The 17,985-nt window shown below is 66.7% G+C and carries 17 protein-coding genes and 1 pseudogene; 6 read left to right on the plus strand and 12 right to left on the minus strand.

What is annotated here, in order from left to right:
- Positions 1-112: 112 nt before the first annotated feature.
- Positions 113-775 carry an RlmE family RNA methyltransferase gene (locus G3N62_RS05435; protein ID WP_034186655.1) on the minus strand — a complete coding sequence of 221 codons (663 nt, stop codon included), beginning with the start codon at positions 773-775 and terminating at the stop codon, positions 113-115.
- Positions 776-968: 193 nt separating this feature from the next.
- On the opposite strand from G3N62_RS05435, the gene G3N62_RS05440 reads away from it, so the two are divergent.
- The gene (locus G3N62_RS05440; protein ID WP_124669857.1) at positions 969-1,496 is read left to right on the plus strand and encodes a YhbY family RNA-binding protein; all 528 of its coding nucleotides are present in this window, start codon (positions 969-971) and stop codon (positions 1,494-1,496) included.
- Between the two features lie 48 nt (positions 1,497-1,544).
- Here G3N62_RS05440 and G3N62_RS05445 read toward each other — a convergent pair whose 3' ends face one another.
- The 8 genes from G3N62_RS05445 to gloB all read right to left on the minus strand — a co-directional run bounded on the left by G3N62_RS05445 (position 1,545) and on the right by gloB (position 12,032).
- A complete protein-coding gene (locus G3N62_RS05445; RefSeq protein ID WP_124669871.1) occupies positions 1,545-2,003 on the minus strand; it encodes a DUF4149 domain-containing protein in 459 nt (152 codons plus the stop codon).
- A gap of 14 nt (positions 2,004-2,017) precedes the next feature.
- A complete protein-coding gene (gene greA, locus G3N62_RS05450) occupies positions 2,018-2,494 on the minus strand; it encodes a transcription elongation factor GreA (RefSeq protein WP_021163362.1) in 477 nt (158 codons plus the stop codon).
- 118 nt (positions 2,495-2,612) lie between these two features.
- Positions 2,613-5,867: a carbamoyl-phosphate synthase large subunit gene (gene carB / locus G3N62_RS05455; protein WP_200087379.1), complete on the minus strand. Its 3,255-nt coding sequence runs from the start codon at positions 5,865-5,867 to the stop codon at positions 2,613-2,615.
- A gap of 49 nt (positions 5,868-5,916) precedes the next feature.
- Complete coding sequence (leuE, locus tag G3N62_RS05460) at positions 5,917-6,576, minus strand: leucine efflux protein LeuE (protein WP_034186651.1); 660 nt, start codon at positions 6,574-6,576, stop codon at positions 5,917-5,919.
- A 36-nt stretch (positions 6,577-6,612) separates the two neighbouring features.
- Positions 6,613-7,758, minus strand: a complete 1,146-nt coding sequence (gene carA / locus G3N62_RS05465) for a glutamine-hydrolyzing carbamoyl-phosphate synthase small subunit (RefSeq protein WP_049033901.1) — start codon at positions 7,756-7,758, stop codon at positions 6,613-6,615.
- Positions 7,759-8,123: 365 nt separating this feature from the next.
- Entirely contained in the window at positions 8,124-9,341 is a 1,218-nt protein-coding gene (locus tag G3N62_RS05470; RefSeq protein WP_124669859.1) for an MFS transporter, read from the minus strand.
- Positions 9,342-9,499: 158 nt separating this feature from the next.
- On the minus strand, positions 9,500-11,074 hold the full coding sequence (locus tag G3N62_RS05475; protein WP_124669860.1) for a transglycosylase SLT domain-containing protein: 1,575 nt from the start codon (positions 11,072-11,074) through the stop codon (positions 9,500-9,502).
- A gap of 151 nt (positions 11,075-11,225) precedes the next feature.
- Entirely contained in the window at positions 11,226-12,032 is an 807-nt protein-coding gene (gene gloB, locus G3N62_RS05480; RefSeq protein WP_124669861.1) for a hydroxyacylglutathione hydrolase, read from the minus strand.
- An 18-nt stretch (positions 12,033-12,050) separates the two neighbouring features.
- On the opposite strand from gloB, the gene G3N62_RS05485 reads away from it, so the two are divergent.
- The 3 genes from G3N62_RS05485 to dnaQ are packed head-to-tail and all read left to right on the plus strand — an operon-like array spanning position 12,051 to position 14,076.
- Complete coding sequence (locus tag G3N62_RS05485) at positions 12,051-12,863, plus strand: class I SAM-dependent methyltransferase (RefSeq protein WP_034186646.1); 813 nt, start codon at positions 12,051-12,053, stop codon at positions 12,861-12,863.
- Entirely contained in the window at positions 12,860-13,303 is a 444-nt protein-coding gene (rnhA, locus tag G3N62_RS05490; protein ID WP_021163370.1) for a ribonuclease HI, read from the plus strand. The genes G3N62_RS05485 and rnhA overlap by 4 nt, the downstream gene beginning before the upstream one ends.
- 38 nt (positions 13,304-13,341) lie before the next feature.
- A complete protein-coding gene (gene dnaQ, locus G3N62_RS05495) occupies positions 13,342-14,076 on the plus strand; it encodes a DNA polymerase III subunit epsilon (protein ID WP_034186645.1) in 735 nt (244 codons plus the stop codon).
- Positions 14,077-14,104: 28 nt separating this feature from the next.
- Here the strand turns inward: dnaQ and G3N62_RS05500 are convergent, their stop codons facing one another.
- Positions 14,105-14,437 (minus strand): YnfA family protein, encoded by a 333-nt coding sequence (locus G3N62_RS05500; protein ID WP_034186644.1) that lies wholly within the window; start codon positions 14,435-14,437, stop codon positions 14,105-14,107.
- Positions 14,438-14,978: 541 nt separating this feature from the next.
- Between G3N62_RS05500 and proP the strand changes: the two genes are divergently transcribed.
- Positions 14,979-16,469 carry a glycine betaine/L-proline transporter ProP gene (gene proP / locus G3N62_RS05505; RefSeq protein WP_034186643.1) on the plus strand — a complete coding sequence of 497 codons (1,491 nt, stop codon included), beginning with the start codon at positions 14,979-14,981 and terminating at the stop codon, positions 16,467-16,469.
- Positions 16,470-16,579: 110 nt separating this feature from the next.
- Here proP and G3N62_RS05510 read toward each other — a convergent pair whose 3' ends face one another.
- Together G3N62_RS05510 and G3N62_RS05515 are read right to left on the minus strand one after the other, a co-directional pair.
- Positions 16,580-16,786, minus strand: coding sequence for a hypothetical protein (locus G3N62_RS05510; RefSeq protein ID WP_034186642.1), 207 nt, complete (start codon positions 16,784-16,786; stop codon positions 16,580-16,582).
- A 128-nt stretch (positions 16,787-16,914) separates the two neighbouring features.
- On the minus strand, positions 16,915-17,544 hold the full coding sequence (locus G3N62_RS05515; RefSeq protein ID WP_034186641.1) for a glutathione S-transferase: 630 nt from the start codon (positions 17,542-17,544) through the stop codon (positions 16,915-16,917).
- Positions 17,545-17,719: 175 nt separating this feature from the next.
- Here G3N62_RS05515 and G3N62_RS05520 point away from each other — a divergent pair.
- Positions 17,720-17,985, plus strand: a pseudogene (locus tag G3N62_RS05520) (polyhydroxyalkanoate depolymerase); the annotation flags it as partial.

Consider the following 17,985-nt stretch of genomic DNA (forward strand, 5'->3'; position numbering starts at 1 on the left):
CGGTCATTCTAATCCAGTCCGACCACCCCCGCCATAAGCATTGACAACCGCCGCGATAGCGCTTCGCTTGTCTGGCAAGGGCCGGAGCCCGTTTGCGGTATCCCGCTCCGCGTCACCGCGGATGCTTCAGATGCCGACCCAAAATGAACGTTTCGGACGATTTGTCGCGGGACGCCTTCGGCTTGCGCGGCGCGACGGTCTTAAACTGCTGTTTGAATTTCTCGACGATCTGGCTGTAGCCGCTGCCGTGAAAGCACTTCACGAGCAGCGCACCGTCCGGCTTCAGATGATTCTGCGCGAATTCGAGCGCCAGATCGCAGAGATGCTCGATGCGCGCCGCGTCTGCCGAGGCCACGCCGGAGAGGTTGGGGGCCATGTCGGAAATAACAAGGTCCACCGCGCGCCCTTCGAGCACTTCTTCGAGCTGGTGAAGGACATCGTCCTCGCGGAAGTCGCCCTGGAGAAAGTGGACGTCGGCGATCGGCTCCATCGGCAGGATGTCGAGCGCCACGATCGTGCCGTCGATGCCGCCTTCGCGCTCCGCGTCACGCTTCTTGCCCTGCGCGAGCTTGTTGCGGGCATACTGGCTCCAGCTGCCCGGCGTCGCGCCGAGGTCGACGATCACCTGGCCCGGACGGATCAGCTTGTCCTGCTCGTCGATTTCCTTCAGCTTGTACGCGGCGCGCGCGCGATAGCCCTCCCGCTGCGCCATTTTGACGTACGGGTCGTTGATGTGGTCGTGCAGCCAGTGCTGGTTGAAGCGGTTTTTTGCCATTCGAGAGAGAGATTGCTGCCAATTGCTTCGTGAAGCCGCGCTTTTAGCGGATAATACGCGTCTTCTTCGCGCGGCTGCGGCCCCTTTTCAGGCCCAAGCCGCGATTTTACGTGGTTTCGGCGCACGGCTGACGCGGTAACTTCCCGCGATCGCCATTCAGTCAGCGCGCCCTTATTTAGATTTCGACATTCCCATGCCCGCCCTTTCGCTTTCTCCCGCCGAGCGCTCCGCGCTGCGCTCCCAGGCCCATGCGCTCAAGCCCGTCGTGCTGATCGGCGCCGAAGGGCTGACCGACGCCGTGCTGAAGGAAATCAAGGTGCACCTCAACGCGCACCAGCTGATCAAGATCCGCGTGTTCGGCGACGAACGCGACGAGCGCATCGCGATCTACGACGAGATCTGCGACCGCCTGAGCGCCGCGCCGATCCAGCACATCGGCAAGCTGCTGGTGATCTGGAAGCCCGAAGCCGCCGCGGCGGCCCCGGCCCGCGGCCGTCGTGCCGGCACGCCGCCGAGCGCGGCCGAAGCCGCCGACGACAGGAAAGGCCGCGCACCGCGCACCGTCAAGGTCGTCAAGGTGTCGCCGAACGCGAGCCCCGTGCGTCGCCCGAAGCCGACGAAGGTCGTCGTGCGCGGCAACGAGCGTGTGACGGCCGGCGGCAACGTGAAGCGGGCGAAAAAGCGCCAGGCCAGCACCAAGCGGCCGTTCCAGGACAAGTAATCACGCATGCGGCACGGGGCATCCCGTGCCGCGCAGCCCGCGCGGCGCTCAGGCGTCGCGTGCCGGCAGACGCCAGATCAGCATCAGCCCCAGCACGCTCTCGACGAGGTAGAACACGCTCGAGACGCCGTGCAGCATCCCGAAGCGGCTTGCATACGGCGAATTCGCGATATCGGTGCCCGCCTCCATCGCGGCCACCCGCAGCGCGTTCATGAACGGCTGCAGCGCAAAATACCCGACCAGCACGCACCCGACCATCGCGGCGACGACCCAGCGCACGCGGCGATATTCGCCGCTGCCGCGCCGCACCTGCTGGTTCGACAGCGCGAGCAGCAGCACGCCGCACACGACGCCGAGGATCGCCTCGATACGGAACAGCTGGGCGGCGACCGAACCGGCCGTCATCCGCTCCAGCGTCTTGAACAATACGGGCGCGACCGCATACCCGATCGTCAGCAGGCTGCCGACCCACACGGCCGACAGCAGGCGGAACACGCGATGCGGCATCACGTCGCCCCGCTTCAGATGTAGCTGACCGAGATGATTTCGTACTCGCGCACGCCGCTCGGCGCCTGCACGGCCGCGACGTCGCCTTCGGACTTGCCGATCAGCGCGCGCGCGATCGGCGAGCTGACCGAGATCAGGCCGTGATCGATGTCGGCTTCGTCGTCGCCGACGATCTGGTACTTGACGGTGTCGCCCGATTCGAGATCCTCGAGCTCGACGGTCGACGCGAAGACCACGCGGCCTTCCGCGTCGAGCACGGTGGGATCGATGACCTGCGCGGCCGACAGCTTCGATTCGATTTCCGCGATACGACCCTCGATGAAGCCCTGCTTTTCCTTCGCGGCATCGTATTCGGCGTTTTCGGACAGGTCGCCCTGTGCGCGGGCCTCCGCGATCGCGTTGATCACGGCCGGCCGCTCGACGGACTTGAGGCGCTGCAATTCATCGCGCAGTTGCTCCGCGCCACGCTTTGTCAACGGAATGGTGCTCATAAACGGCTCAATCGCTAAAAACGGCTTTAAAAAAAATCACCGCGATTAAGCGCGTTTCCGATGCACTGGAAACACCGCCTAATCGCGGCACGTGTTGCTTCGACAGGTAACTGACTGCTTAGTTTAGGCGAGCGTGAAGACCTTGTAAATCATAGACTTCCAGATCCTTCAGGTAGCGCAAGCCTTCGACGGCCGCGCGCGCGCCCGACATCGTCGTGTAGTACGTGACCTTGTGCGCCTGCGCGCTCATGCGGATCGAACGCGAATCGGCGATCGCCTGGCGCGTCTCGTCGACGGTCGTGAACACGAGGGCGATCTCGCCGTTCTTGATCATGTCGACGATGTGCGGACGGCCGTCCTTCACCTTGTTCACGACCTTCACCGGCACGCCAGCCGCTTCGATCGCGGCAGCCGTCCCCTTCGTCGCGACGATCGGGTAGCCGAGGTCGTGCAGCATGCGCGCGACTTCGACGGCCTTCGGTTTATCCGCGTCCATCACGGTCAGCAGCACCGTGCCCGACTCCGGCAGGCGCGAGCCGGCCGCGAGCTGCGACTTGAACAGCGCTTCGCCGAACGTCTGGCCGACGCCCATCACTTCGCCGGTCGAGCGCATTTCAGGCCCGAGGACCGGATCGACGGTCGGGAACTTGACGAACGGGAACACGGCCTCCTTCACGCTGAAGTACGGCGGCTCGACTTCCTTCGTCACGCCCTGCTGCGCGAGCTTCTGGCCGACCATCGCGCGCGCCGCGATCTTCGCGAGCGGCAGGCTGGTCGCCTTCGACACGTACGGCACCGTGCGCGATGCGCGCGGGTTCACTTCCAGCACGTAGATGATGTCCTGCTTCGAACCGTCCGCCTGCGGCACCTGCTGGATCGCGAACTGCACGTTCATCAGGCCGACCACGTTCAGCGCCTTCGCCATCGCGCCCGTCTGGCGCTTCAGCTCGGCCACGGTTTCCTTCGACAGCGAGTACGGCGGCAGCGAGCATGCCGAGTCGCCCGAGTGGACGCCCGCCTGCTCGATGTGCTCCATCACGCCGCCGATGAACACGGCTTCGCCGTCGCAGATGCAGTCGACGTCGCATTCGATCGCGTCGTTCAGGAAGCGGTCGAGCAGCACCGGCGAATCGTTCGACACCTTCACGGCCTCGCGCATGTAGCGCTCGAGGTCGCGCGGCTCGTGGACGATTTCCATCGCGCGGCCGCCCAGCACGTACGACGGGCGCACGACGAGCGGGTAGCCGATTTCGTCCGCGAGCGCGAGCGCTTCGTCTTCGGCGCGCGCGGTGCGGTTCGGCGGCTGGCGCAGGCCGAGGTCCTGCAGCAGCTTCTGGAAGCGCTCGCGGTCTTCGGCCGCGTCGATCATGTCCGGCGACGTGCCGACGATCGGCACGCCGTGCGCCTCGAGGTCGAGCGCGAGCTTCAGCGGCGTCTGGCCGCCGTACTGGACGATCACGCCGACCGGCTTTTCCTTGTCGACGATCTCGAGCACGTCTTCGAGCGTCAGCGGCTCGAAGTACAGGCGGTCGGACGTGTCATAGTCGGTCGACACCGTTTCCGGGTTGCAGTTGACCATGATCGTTTCGTAGCCGTCCTCGCGCATCGCGAGCGCCGCGTGCACGCAGCAGTAGTCGAACTCGATGCCCTGGCCGATCCGGTTCGGGCCGCCGCCCAGCACCATGATCTTCTTGTTGGTGGTCGGCTGCGCCTCGCACTCTTCCTCGTAGGTCGAGTACATGTACGCCGTCTTCGTCGCGAATTCGGCCGCGCAGGTGTCGACGCGCTTGTAGACCGGGCGCACGTTCAGTTCGATACGACGCTTGCGCACGTCTTCCGGCGTCGCGCCGAGCAGCTTCGCGAGGCGGCGGTCGGAGAAGCCGCTCTGCTTCAGGTAGCGCAGCTCGTCGAACGTCAGCGACGCGAGCGTGCGGCCCGACAGCGCCTTTTCCTTCAGGATGATCTGCTCGATCTGCTCGAGGAACCACGGGTCGATCGCGGTTTCCGCGAAGATTTCCTCGGCCGTCATGCCGATGCGGAATGCGTCGCCCACGTACCAGATGCGGTCCGGGCCCGGCTCGTGGATCTCGATCGCGATCTCGTCGCGGTTGGTCGACTTCTCGTCGAGACCGTCGACGCCGACCTCGAGGCCGCGCAGCGCCTTCTGGAACGATTCCTGGAACGTGCGGCCGATCGCCATCACTTCGCCGACCGACTTCATCTGCGTGGTGAGGCGCGAATCGGCTTCACGGAACTTCTCGAACGCGAAACGCGGGATCTTCGTGACGACGTAGTCGATCGTCGGCTCGAACGACGCCGGCGTCTGGCCGCCGGTGATTTCGTTCTTCAGCTCGTCGAGCGTGTAGCCGACCGCCAGCTTCGCGGCGACCTTCGCGATCGGGAAGCCCGTCGCCTTCGATGCGAGCGCCGACGAACGCGACACGCGCGGGTTCATTTCGATGACGACCATGCGGCCGTCCTTCGGGTTGATCGAGAACTGCACGTTCGAGCCGCCGGTGTCGACGCCGATCTCGCGCAGCACCGCGAGCGATGCGTTGCGCAGGATCTGGTATTCCTTGTCGGTGAGCGTCTGCGCCGGCGCGACCGTGATCGAGTCGCCGGTGTGCACGCCCATCGGGTCGAGGTTCTCGATCGAGCAGACGATGATGCAGTTGTCGGCGCGGTCGCGCACGACTTCCATCTCGTATTCCTTCCAGCCGAGCAGCGACTCTTCGATCAGCAGCTCGCGCGTGGGCGACAGGTCGAGACCGCGCTTGCAGATCTCCTCGAACTCCTCGCGGTTGTACGCGATGCCGCCGCCCGAGCCGCCGAGCGTGAACGACGGACGGATCACGACCGGGTAGCCGCTGCCGCCGGTGCCGGCCATGATCTCGGCATGCACCTGGGTCGCCTCTTCCATCGAGTGCGCGATGCCCGACTTCGCGGAGCCGAGACCGATCTTGGTCATCGCTTCCTTGAACTTCTGGCGGTCTTCCGCCTTGTCGATCGCTTCCGGCGACGCGCCGATCAGCTCGACGCCGAACTTCTCGAGCACGCCGTGGTGATGCAGGTCGAGCGCGCAGTTCAGCGCGGTCTGGCCGCCCATCGTCGGCAGGATCGCGTCCGGGCGCTCCTTCTCGATGATGCGTGCGACGACTTCCCACGTGATCGGCTCGATGTAGGTCACGTCGGCCGTGTTCGGGTCGGTCATGATCGTCGCCGGGTTGCTGTTGACGAGAATGACCTTGTAGCCCTCCTCACGCAACGCCTTGCAAGCCTGCGCGCCCGAGTAGTCGAACTCGCACGCCTGGCCGATGATGATCGGGCCGGCGCCGATGATGAGGATGCTCTTGATGTCTGTGCGTTTTGGCATGGCTTGTGAATTCAATAAGTAATCGTTGTCGTGGGTCGGCCGGCAGCGCTCAGCTCATGGTCGCGAGCGCAAGCTTCACCGAGAAACCGATGAACAGGCCGCCCACGCTGCTCGCCGCGCCTGCCGCAAGCTTGCGGCGGCGGCGGAAATGCTCGGCGAGCCGCGCGCCCGCGAAGATCAGCGTGCTCAGGTACAGGAAGCTCGCGCATTGCGCGATCGCCCCGAGCACGACGAACGACAGCGCGGGATGCGGAAATGCCGGGTCGACGAACTGGATGAAGAACGAGATGAAGAACAGGATCGCCTTCGGATTCAGCAGGCTCACGATCAGCGCTTTCCGGAAGGGCCGCTCGCCGTCAACCGCCTGCGGCGCATCGACCGGTGCGTCGCCGCGCGCGCGCAGCTTGCGCCACGCGCTGCGCAGCATCCCGGTGCCGATGTACAGCAGATACGCGGCGCCGCCGTACTTGACGACGGAAAACAGCAGCGGGTTCGCCTTCAGCAGCGACGCGACGCCCGCGGCGGACAGCACCATCAGCACCGTATCGCCGACGAACACGCCGCAGGCCGCGCGGTAGCCGGCCTTCACGCCGCGCTGCGCCGCCAGCGACAGCACGTACATCGAGTTCGGTCCCGGCAGCAGGATGATGAAGATCACGCCGAACACGTAGGTCCAGATATCCGTGATGCCGAGTGCGTGGCCGAACATGATGTGAATCTCCCGTCCTTCGGTTGCGTCAGTGACTTAGGCGTTGCGCTGTTTCGCCGCGTCCATCAGCGCGGTGAAACGGTCGAACAGGTAGCCGATGTCGTGCGGGCCGGGCGACGCTTCCGGGTGGCCCTGGAAGCAGAATGCCGGCTTGTCGGTCAGCTCGAAGCCCTGCAGCGTGCCGTCGAACAGCGACACGTGCGTCACGCGCGCATTGGCCGGCAGCGAATCGGCGTCGACCGCGAAGCCGTGGTTCTGCGAGGTGATCACGACACGGCCGTCGCCGAGATCCTTCACCGGATGGTTCGCGCCGTGGTGGCCCGTCTTCATCTTCAGCGTCTTCGCGCCGACCGCGAGGCCCATGATCTGGTGACCCAGGCAGATGCCGAAGGTCGGCACCCCGCGCGCGATGAATTCCTTCGTGGCCGCGATCGCGTAATCGCAGGGCTCCGGATCGCCGGGGCCGTTCGACAGGAAGATGCCGTCCGGATTCAGCGCGAGCGCATCGGCCGCGCTCGCCTGCGCCGGCAGCACCGTCACGTGGCAGCCGCGCTCCGCGAGCATGCGCAGGATGTTGTACTTGACGCCGAAATCGTACGCGACGACGCGATACTTCGGCGCTTCCTGCATGCCGTAGCCGCCTTCGAGGCGCCATTCGGTCTGCTTCCACTCGAACGGCTTCGTGGTCGACACGACCTTCGCGAGGTCCATGCCCGCGAGGCCCGGGAACGAGCGCGCGAGCTCGATCGCCTTCGCTGCGTCGTCCGAGCCGGTCAGGATGCAGCCGTTCTGCGCGCCCTTGTCGCGCAGGATGCGGGTCAGCTTGCGGGTGTCGATGCCGGCGATCGCGACGACGCCTTCGTCGCGCAGGTAGTCGCCGAGCGTGCGGTCCATGCGGAAATTCGACGCGAGCGTGGGCAGATCACGGATGATCAGGCCGGCGGCATGGACTTTCGTGGCTTCGACGTCTTCGGCGTTGACGCCGACGTTGCCGATATGCGGGTAGGTGAGCGTAACGATCTGGCGCGAGTAGCTCGGGTCAGTCAGGATTTCCTGATAGCCGGTGATCGCGGTATTGAACACGACTTCGCCGATCGTGTGGCCTTCGGCCCCGATCGAATAACCACGAAAGACCGTGCCGTCGGCGAGTGCAAGCAAGGCGGGAGAAAAAGACGGCAACACGGGAGGCTCCTTGGGGAACACCCTGCTGCCGACCTGTTTACCCTGCCGCGCGAGCGCCGCGCTGCGTGGGCGCGCGTGGTCGCTTGCTGGACGCGGCCTGCGTTGTCGAGTCGCGAACCCGGCGCGTGGCGCACGAGGCTTCGCGGCATCGCCCGGCAGGCGGCGTGCGGCGGATGAACGGGATGAAAGAGGTAGGCGCTAGGGTGCGAGGTTGATCAGCACAAACTTTCAAATTATAGCCTGAAAATGGCCCTATCTTCAATGGATATGGCCGTCCGATCGTACGCGCGCCGCGCCCTGCCGCACGGCGCGGCGCGCTGCGGCCCCGTTTCCAGGACCGCCCTACCCGCCAGCGTACCGCCGGATCAGTGCGCTTGGCCAGCGCCGCGCGCGGGCCACACGTACCAGGCCGCACTCGCGAGCTGCAGCGCGAGCAACACGCCCCACGCGGTGAAGTGCGCGGCCGCCGGATAACGGCCGTCGACCGCCGGCCAGTGCGACAGCACCGCGCCGACGCCGATCTGGAACGCGAAGATCAGCAGGAAGATCACGAGCGTGAGCGTCGTGTTCGCGCGGCCGATCAGATGCGCGGGAAAGTGTCCGGCCATCACCGCGTAGGTCAGGATGCCGACGCCGCCAAACATCCCGTATGCCGCCCACAGCGCGGCCGGCGGCAGCGGCACGCGCGCGACAATCGCCAGTTGCGTCGCGACGAACAGCGCCATGCCGACGCCGCAGAACGCGTAGACCGACACGCCGCGCCGCTCGAGCACGCGCGCGGCCGCGCCGAAGCCGACGCAGCCGGCCATCATCGCGAAGCCGAGCACCGACACGAGGCGCGCGGCATGCGCCGCATCGAAACCGGCGACATCGCGCAGATACGGCCCGACCCACAGCGACTGCATCGCGTAGAACACACCCTGCGTGACGACGGAGAATGACGAGATCTTCCAGAACGCGCGGCTGCTCAGGATGTGCCACGTGCCCTTGAACTGGCTGACGAGGCCGCCCTGGTGGCGCGCCTGCTTCGCCTCGGGCGCACCGAAGCCGATCGACGCCGCGACGGCCACCGTCAGCACCGCGAGGCCGAAACAGATCGCGCGCCAGTTCGTCCAGCCGAGCAGCCAAGTCAGCGGCGAGCCGACCATCACGCCGCCAAGGCCGCCCACGGCCATCACGAGGCCGTTGACGAGCGGCAGCCGGCCGACGGGGAAATGCTGCGCGAGTGCCTTGAACGCCGCGCCGAGACATACCGATACGCCGACGCCGATCAGCAGCCGGCCGACCATCATCGTGCCGAGGCCGTGCGCGGCGCCGAACACGGCCGCACCGGCCGCCGCAAACAGCAGCATGCCGGCCGTCACGCGACGCGGGCCGAAGTGGTCGAGCATCACGCCGGCCGGAATCTGCGCACCCGCGAAGCCGAGGAAATAGAGGCTGGTCAGCAGGCCGAGGTCGGCGGCCGACAGCCCGAGCTCGTGCGTGACGAACGGCGCGAAGCCCAGATTGACGCCGCGAAACACGTACGACACGAAATACCCGACCGAAAACAGCGCGAGCACCCTCACCTGCACCGACGACATCACTTCCCCTCGTTATATGAAGACATCCGAAACGGCGCCCTCGCACCGCGCACAAACGAAAACGCCGTCACCTCGGTGACGGCGTTTCGTCGCATTTCGTCGGATGATAGCGCAATCGCGCGAACCCGACCGGCCGCCCGCTGCGCGGGGCAGCCGCGTTACTTCTTCTTGCCCTTGTGTGCCGCGGCCTTGGCCGGCGCGGCCTTCGCGGACGCCGCCTTCGCCGACCTGGCGGCCGGCTTTGCCGCACCGCGCTTCGCGCCGTGCGACTTGCCGCCCACCGCGAGGCTTGCACGCTCGATGTGCGCCCCGGCGGACGACGTCGCGATCCGCTCCGGGCCGGGTTCCGCCGGCACCGAACGGCCGACCGGCACGTGCAGCACGAGCGCCTGGCCCGGCATCGCGAGATCGCGGTGCGTGCGGTTCCACGCCTTCAACTGACCGACCGACACGCCGTAGCGGCCGGCGATCGCCGCCATCGACTGCTTGCGGCGCACGCGGATCAGCATCTTGCGCGTGTCGGGTACGTCCGGTTCCATCGCGAGCGCGCCGTTTTCGGCGACGTCGGCGCTGATGTCCTCGTCATCGTCGTCGCCGCGCGGCACGACGATCGTCGAGCCCGGCTTCAGGCGCATGCCGGCCGGAATCTTGTTGACCGACATCAGCGTATCGGCGTCCACGCCGATCTTCTCGGCGATCGCGGCCGGGCGCGCGCGCTCGCTCACCGTATAGGTGGTCCACGTCGACAGTTGGCCGTTGTAGGTCTTCAGGTTCTTCTCGAACGCCGACGCGTTGTCGAACGGCAGCAGGATCTGCGGCTCGGTCGCCCCGAGGATCACCGGCTTCGAGAACGACGGGTTCAGCGAGCGGAACTCGTCGAGCGACAGGTTCGCGAGCTTCGCGGCAACCGCGACGTCGATGTCGCGCGCGGTCGTGACCGTCACGAAATACGGGTGGTTCGGGATGTCCGGCAGCGTCAGGCCATACTGCTGCGGGCTCGCGATGATGTTCTTCACCGCCTGCAGCTTCGGCACGTAGTTGCGCGTCTCGTTCGGCATCCGCAGGTTCTGGTAGTCGGTCGGCAGGCCGGCCGCCTGGTTGCGCGCGATCGCGCGCTGCACGTTGCCCTCGCCCCAGTTGTACGCGGCCAGCGCCAGATACCAGTCGCCGAACATGTCATGCAGGCGCGACAGGTAGTCGAGCGCGGCGCTCGTCGACGCGAGCACGTCGCGGCGCTCGTCCTGCCACATGTTGCGCTTCAGGTTGTACGTGCGGCCCGTGCCGGGCATGAACTGCCACATGCCGGCCGCCTTCGCGACCGACAGCGCCTGCGGGTTGTACGCGGACTCGATGAACGGCAGCAGCGCGAGCTCGGTCGGCATGTGACGCGCCTCGAGCTCCTCGACGATGTGATACAGGTACTTCTGCGAGCGCTCGGTCATGCGCTGCACGTAATCCGGACGCTGCGTGTACCAGGTCGTCTGCATGTCGACGAGGTCGCTCTGCAGGTCGGGCATCTGGAAGCCGCGGCGGATGCGCCCCCACAGATCGGAGTCGGCACTGGTCAGGTCGCCGACGGATTGCTTGTCGACGTCGACAGTTTCTTTGGCGGTGGCTGATTTACGGAGGTAGTTGGACGTCGCCTGCGAATCGGCGGCGTTGTTGGCGACAGGCGCCTGGCTCGCACAAGCGGCGAGTAGCAGGACCACCATCGCACTCAATATAAGTCGCATGAAAATCTCGGCTTCCGACGGCTGGAAATTGCAGGCGATACTACGGAAGTGCGTGCTTCACGTCAATAAAAACACCGAAAACTCAGCGAAATCCTACATTTGGAGCAATTTTTACAGACACCGCTTGAGCTTTGGAGTCCTCCGGAAATCATCATCGGAACCGGTTTTTCCACTCGCGCATCAGCGTGAATGCCGCCAGACGATCCGGCACTGTTTCGTGCAGCTCGGCCTCGAGCGTGGCATGTATCGCCGTGCTGTCCGCCCGCATGAACGGGTTAACGGCACGCTCGTGAGCAATCGTAGTGGGCAGCGTCGGCACGCCGCGCGCGCGCAGCGCCTGCGCTTCGTCGCGCCACGCGGCGAGCGCCGCATTGCCGGGCTCGCACGCGAGCGCGAAGCGGATATTGGACAGCGTGTATTCGTGTGCGCAATGCACGCGCGTGTCGCCCGGCAGCGCCGCGAGCGCGTCGAGCGACGCGAGCATCTGCGCGGGCGTGCCTTCGAACAGGCGGCCGCAGCCGCACGAGAACAGCGTGTCGCCGCAGAACACGTGCGGCGCCGCGTTGCGCGGCCCGGCCGCCTGGAAATAGGCGATGTGGCCGCGCGTATGACCGGGTACGTCGAGCACGTCGAACGCAACGGCCGGCGCGTCGAGCGTCACGCGATCGCCGCCCGCCAGCGGCCGCGTGACCACGCCGATCGCTTCGGCCGCGGGGCCGTATACCGCCAGCGGCGCATCGGCCGGTTGGCTATCGCGCAGCGCCTCGACACCGCCGACATGGTCGGCGTGGTGGTGCGTGAGTAAAATAGCGGTCAACCGCCAGCCTCGTTCGGCAAGAACCCGGCGTACGGGCGCGGCTTCACCCGGATCGACGGCGATTGCATCGCGGCCGTCCGAGACGAGCCAGATATAGTTGTCTTCGAATGCCGGAACCGGCACGTATTCCAGCTCGTTCATGGGCGCGCAATCATCGTTATGTCTGACCGTCAAATTATAGACTGGCCCGCCTGGACCGACTCGCCTCCCGGCCGCTACGTGCTGGGCTGGGAGCAGGCGCAGCTCGACCGGATCGTGTCCGACGTCTTCGGGTTCCACGCGCTGCAGCTCGGCTTGCCGCAGCTCGACGCGTTGCGCGAGAACCGCATGCCGTATCGCGGCCTCGTGCTCGACCCGGCGAGCGGCGCGAGCGCGCCGTACCAGTACCCGTGGGCACGCGAGGCGCACGCACCCGAGCATGCGCCCGCCGATCGCAGCACGACCTGGTGCGACCTGCTCGACCTGCCGTTCGAGTCGCAGAGCGTCGACCTGATCGTGATGCCGCACACGCTCGAATTCACGTCCGACCCGCACCGCCTGCTGCGCGAGGCCGAGCGCGTGCTGATGCCGGAAGGCCAGCTCGTGATCACCGGCTTCAATTCGCTCAGCCTGTGGGGCATGCGCCAGTCGTTCGGGCGCATGGCGAACCACCCGTTCGTGCCGGCCACGCGCGACCAGATCGCGTTCATCCGGCTCAAGGACTGGATCAAGCTGCTCGGTTTCGACCTCGAACGCGGCCGCTTCGGCTGCTACCGCCCGCCGCTCGTCACCGACAAGTGGCTGGCCCGCTACGGCTTCATGGAGGCCGCCGGCGACCGCTGGTGGCCGATCTTCGGCGCCGTCTACATGGTGACGGCCGTCAAGCGCGTGCGCGGCATGCGCCTCGTCGGCCAGATCAAGATGAAGAAGCCCGTGCTCGCCCCGGGCCTGACGCCGGCGGCCTCCCCGACCACCCATCAAGAACATTCATGACAATCGATACCATCGACATCTATACCGACGGCGCCTGCAAGGGCAACCCCGGCCCCGGCGGCTGGGGCGCACTGATGCGCTACGGCGACAAGGAGAAGGAGCTGTTCGGCGGCGAGCCGAACACGACCAACAACCGCATGGAGCTGATGGGCGTGATCGCCGCGCTCGAAGCGCTGAAGCGGCCGTGCCAGGTGATCGTCCATACCGACTCGCAGTACGTGCAGAAAGGCATCAGCGAGTGGATCCACGGCTGGAAGAAAAAAGGCTGGGTCACCGCGGCGAAAACACCCGTGAAGAACGCCGACCTGTGGAAGCGGCTCGACGCGCTCGTCGCGCAGCATGAAGTCGAGTGGCGCTGGGTCAAGGGCCACGCGGGCCACCCCGAAAACGAGCGCGCGGACGCGCTCGCCAATCGCGGCGTCGAATCACTCACGGCCTGAACGCCGGCCGTTCCCCTGTTTTCTTCGTTTTCCCCGACATGCGCCAGATCATTCTCGATACCGAAACCACCGGCCTGAACGCCCGCACGGGCGACCGCCTCATCGAAATCGGCTGCGTCGAGCTGCTGAACCGGCGGCTCACCGGCAACAACCTGCATTTCTACGTGAACCCCGAGCGCGACAGCGATCCGGGCGCACTGGCGGTGCACGGCCTCACGACCGAATTCCTCAGCGACAAGCCGAAATTCGCGGAAGTCGCCGACCAGATCCGCGACTTCGTGAAGGACGCCGAGCTGATCATCCACAACGCGCCGTTCGACCTTGGCTTTCTCGACGCGGAATTCGCGCGGCTCGGCCTGCCGCCGTTCACCGAACATTGCGGCGGCGTGATCGACACGCTCGTGCAGGCCAAGCAGATGTTCCCAGGCAAGCGCAACTCGCTCGACGCGCTGTGCGACCGTTTCGGCATCAGCAACGCGCACCGCACGCTGCACGGCGCACTGCTCGACTCGGAGCTGCTCGCCGAGGTGTATCTCGCGATGACGCGCGGCCAGGACAGCCTCGTGATCGACATGCTCGACGACGCGGGCGCCGACGGCGGCGCGGCGAACGGCCAGCGCGTCTCGCTCGCCGCGCTCGACCTGGCCGTCGTGGTCGCGAGCGACGACGAACTCGCCGCGCACCAGGCGCAGCTCGACGAGCTCGACAAGTCGGTCAAGGGCACCTGCGTGTGGCGCAAGTCCGCCGACGAAGGCGCCGCGGAAGCGGCCTGACGCCTGCCCATACGCGCCGCGGCCGCGCTTACGCGCGCGGCTGCAGCGCGATGACGGCCATCCCGCCGAGCGCGAGCGCCGCGCCGGCCACGTCCCAGCGGGTCAGCGCGACGCCGTCGACCACCCGCAACCACACCAGCGCCACCGCGATGTAGACGCCGCCGTACGCGGCATAAGTGCGCCCGGCCGCGCTCGGGTGCAGCGTCAGCAGCCACGCGAACAGCGCGAGCGAGAGCGCGGCCGGCACCAGCAGCCAGGCCGGACGCCCATCCTTCAGCACGAGCCACGGCAGGTAGCAGCCGACGATTTCGGCCAGCGCGGTAGCGGCGAACAGCGCCGCGATCCTGATCAGTTCGGTCATCCGGTTCCTCGTGAATTCGGCCCCCGTCGCCGGGCGCTGCACGGCCCCGCCGCGCGTCGCCGATCATACCCGAGCAGGCCTCGCCGAATCCCCCGCCAGGCGGGCGTCTCCCGGTAATTTGCACGATCATCCGTCATCGTGCTATCATGTCGCCTGTTTCAACATTCAATCTCTGTCTATTCGATTTCGGGAGAAACCCGTCCGCGCGTTGCGGGCCGGCCTTTCGACCGAAATTGCACCCACAGGAAAGCCCGCCCGACAGGCCCGCTTTTCTCGTTTCGTTGCCCCTCCGGGGCGTTGCCGGAACACCGGACCCTTCGTCCGCACCGGCATCCGCCGCCTGCATCACGCGGCCCATTCTTCATGAGCGCACTGTCGCGACGGCCCATCGGGCCCGCGTCGAAGCAGCCCCTTACGGCCTTTTGCTGCCCCTTGTGCAGTAAGCGCTTAATGGTCTGCCCCGACGCGCCGCACCCGACATCGCGCTCGCCGGCAAACCGTGTCGGACGGCCCGCCCGTTCCGGCGCAGTCAAAGGAGTGCATGACCTTGACCGCAACACACGTCAGCCCGACCGCTGCTTCTTCCACCGCTTCGCCGTCCGGCGAGGCTCCGCTCGCCGCGGACGACATCACCGTCGTCGACCAGAGCCTGCTCAAGCGCGCCGTCAGCGCGATGGCCATCGGCAACGCGATGGAATGGTTCGACTTCGGCGTCTACAGCTACATCGCCGTCACGCTCGGCAAGGTGTTCTTCCCGTCCAGCAGCCCGTCCGCGCAGCTGCTCGCGACCTTCGGCACGTTCGCGGCCGCGTTCCTCGTGCGCCCGCTCGGCGGCATGGTGTTCGGCCCGCTCGGCGATCGCATCGGCCGCCAGCGCGTGCTCGCCGCGACGATGATCATGATGGCCGTCGGCACCTTCGCGATCGGCCTGATCCCGAGCTACGCGTCGATCGGCATCATGGCGCCCGTGCTGCTCCTCGTCGCCCGCCTCGTGCAGGGCTTCTCGACCGGCGGCGAGTACGGCGGCGCCGCCACCTTCATCGCCGAATTCTCGACCGACAAGCGCCGCGGCTTCATGGGCAGCTTCCTCGAGTTCGGCACGCTGATCGGCTACGTGATGGGCGCCGGCGTCGTCGCGCTGCTCACCGCGTCGCTGTCGCAGGAAGCGCTGCTGTCGTGGGGCTGGCGCGTGCCGTTCCTGATCGCCGGCCCGCTCGGCCTGATCGGCCTCTACATCCGGATGCGGCTCGAGGAAACGCCCGCGTTCAAGCGCCAGGCCGAAGAGCGCGAAGCGCAGGACAAGGCCGTGCCGAAAGCGCGGTTCCGCGAGACGCTGATGCGCAACTGGCGTGCGCTGCTGCTGTGCGTCGGCCTCGTGCTGATCTTCAACGTGACCGACTACATGGTGCTGTCGTACCTGCCGAGCTTCATGTCGTCGACGCTGCACTTCGACGAATCGCACAGCCTCGTGCTCGTGCTGATCGTGATGGTGCTGATGATGCCGATGACGCTGTACGCCGGCCGCCTGTCGGACAAGATCGGCCGCAAGCCCGTGATGCTCGCCGGCTGTGTCGGCCTGCTCGTGCTGTCGATCCCGTCGATGATGCTGATTCACGCGGGCACCACGGCGTCGGTGTTCGGCGGCCTGCTGATCCTCGGCGTGCTGCTGTCGTGCTTCACCGGCGTGATGCCGTCGGCGCTGCCGGCGCTGTTCCCGACCGAGATCCGCTACGGCGCGCTCGCGATCGGCTTCAACGTGTCGGTATCGCTGTTCGGCGGCACGACGCCGCTGATGACCGCGTGGCTCGTCGACGTGACGCACAACCTGATGATGCCCGCGTATTACATGATGGGCGCCGCCGTGATCGGCATCGTGTCGGTCGTCGCGCTCGCGGAAACCGCGCGCCAGCCGCTGAAGGGCTCGCCGCCGGCCGTCGCGACGCGTCGCGAGGCGCACCAGCTCGCGCGCAAGCTGCGTGAAGAGGACGATGCGCCGCAGATGTACGACGTCGCGACGCCGGCACGCGCGTGAGCGTCCTGCAATGAAAAAGCCCCGGCCGCAGCCGGGGCTCGATCGAACCCGATCCGCCCGAGCGGCTTGCGCCGGCCGGGCTTTTTTTCATCCTTTCGATGCGGCCGCCTTCACGCGCGCGCTTCGCAGTGGCGGCAGAAGATCAGCTCGCGCGAACGCGACACGGCCGCCTGGGCACCGCGCGTCGCCATGATCAATCCGACCTGGCCGAGATTGAAATCGCGCTCGACCATCAGCTGCGTCAGCGCGGCGAGCGGCAACACGACGGACGGGTGGTACAGGCTCGATTCGATCAGGGCTTTCATCATCGGCTCCATCTGGCAATGCGTCATTCGATGGAGTGGATTCTAGGGACCGGCCGCTTCCGGATAAACAGCGCGAATGCGAAGTCACTTGTCAGCGGTTGCGAACAATCGGCAAACCCTTGCCGGACAAGGCACTCGGCCTACGCGAGCGGCGTTTCGACGAATGCCGGCAGCGTCTCGGCCCGTGCCGAATGCGCGGCCAGCGCCGGATAGCGGGCCGGATCGATCCGCGCGAGCGCCGGGTAATCGGCCGCCATGAATTGCGTGAAACGCCATGCGACCGCGACCGTCACGTCGGATTGCAGCAGGCGCGCACCGCCTAACCAGCCGTTCGCGGCCGCGACGAGCGGCTCCAGTGCGCCGTATGCGGCCTCAAGCTGGCCCAGCACGCGCTCGAGCCACGGCGCGTGCTGCTTGTCGGCCGGTCGCAGCGCCTGCTCGTAGACGACCTGGACGGTCTTTTCGGCCGCCGCCAGCGCGAACCCGACGGGCACGAGCACGCGCAACCGCGCATCGGCGGTGTCGGGCAGCAGGCGCCGCTCGGGCGCGACGCAATGATCGAGATAGTCGACGATCAGCGACGAATCGATCAGCGTCGAGCCGTCGTCGGTCACCAGCGTCGGCGCCTTGACGACCGGGTTGAAGGTGCCGAACTGCTCGAAATGACGAAACACCGAGATCGAATGGTGTTCGAACGGCAGGTCGAGCAGCTTCGCCGAAATGGCGACACGGCGCACGAACGGGGAATCCAGCATGCCGATCAGCTTCATCGCAAACGCTCCGCTTCTGGGGGGGATGGGACCGACGACTGTAGCAGTGTCGCGCCGCACCGGCCAGCGCGCCCGCACGCTTGATGCTAAGCAGACGGCCGCGCTTTCGGCTCCCGCTGCGCGGCCACAGTGACCATAATGAAGATTCACGCCCCCTTCCGCCCCAAGGTTCGCCATGTGGTATGCCCTCGTCGAGCAGCAGCGGGAATGGATGCGCGCCTGGCGCGCGGCGACGCGGCACGCGTTCGACGCATGGCCCGCGGCCACGCTGCCGCACGCTGCGTCGTCGTGCTACGACGACCTGTTCGAACCGCTGCTCGGCCCGTCGGCCGGGCCGCCGCGCTTCGACATCGGGCGGCCGGCCGTCGACGAACGCGTCGTCGCCCGCACGCCGTTCTGCGACCTGCGGCGCTTCGTGCGCGCCGACGCACAGCAGCACCG

This window comes from Burkholderia sp. Tr-20355, from assembly GCF_017104685.1.
Classification (GTDB): Bacteria; Pseudomonadota; Gammaproteobacteria; order Burkholderiales; family Burkholderiaceae; genus Burkholderia; species Burkholderia seminalis.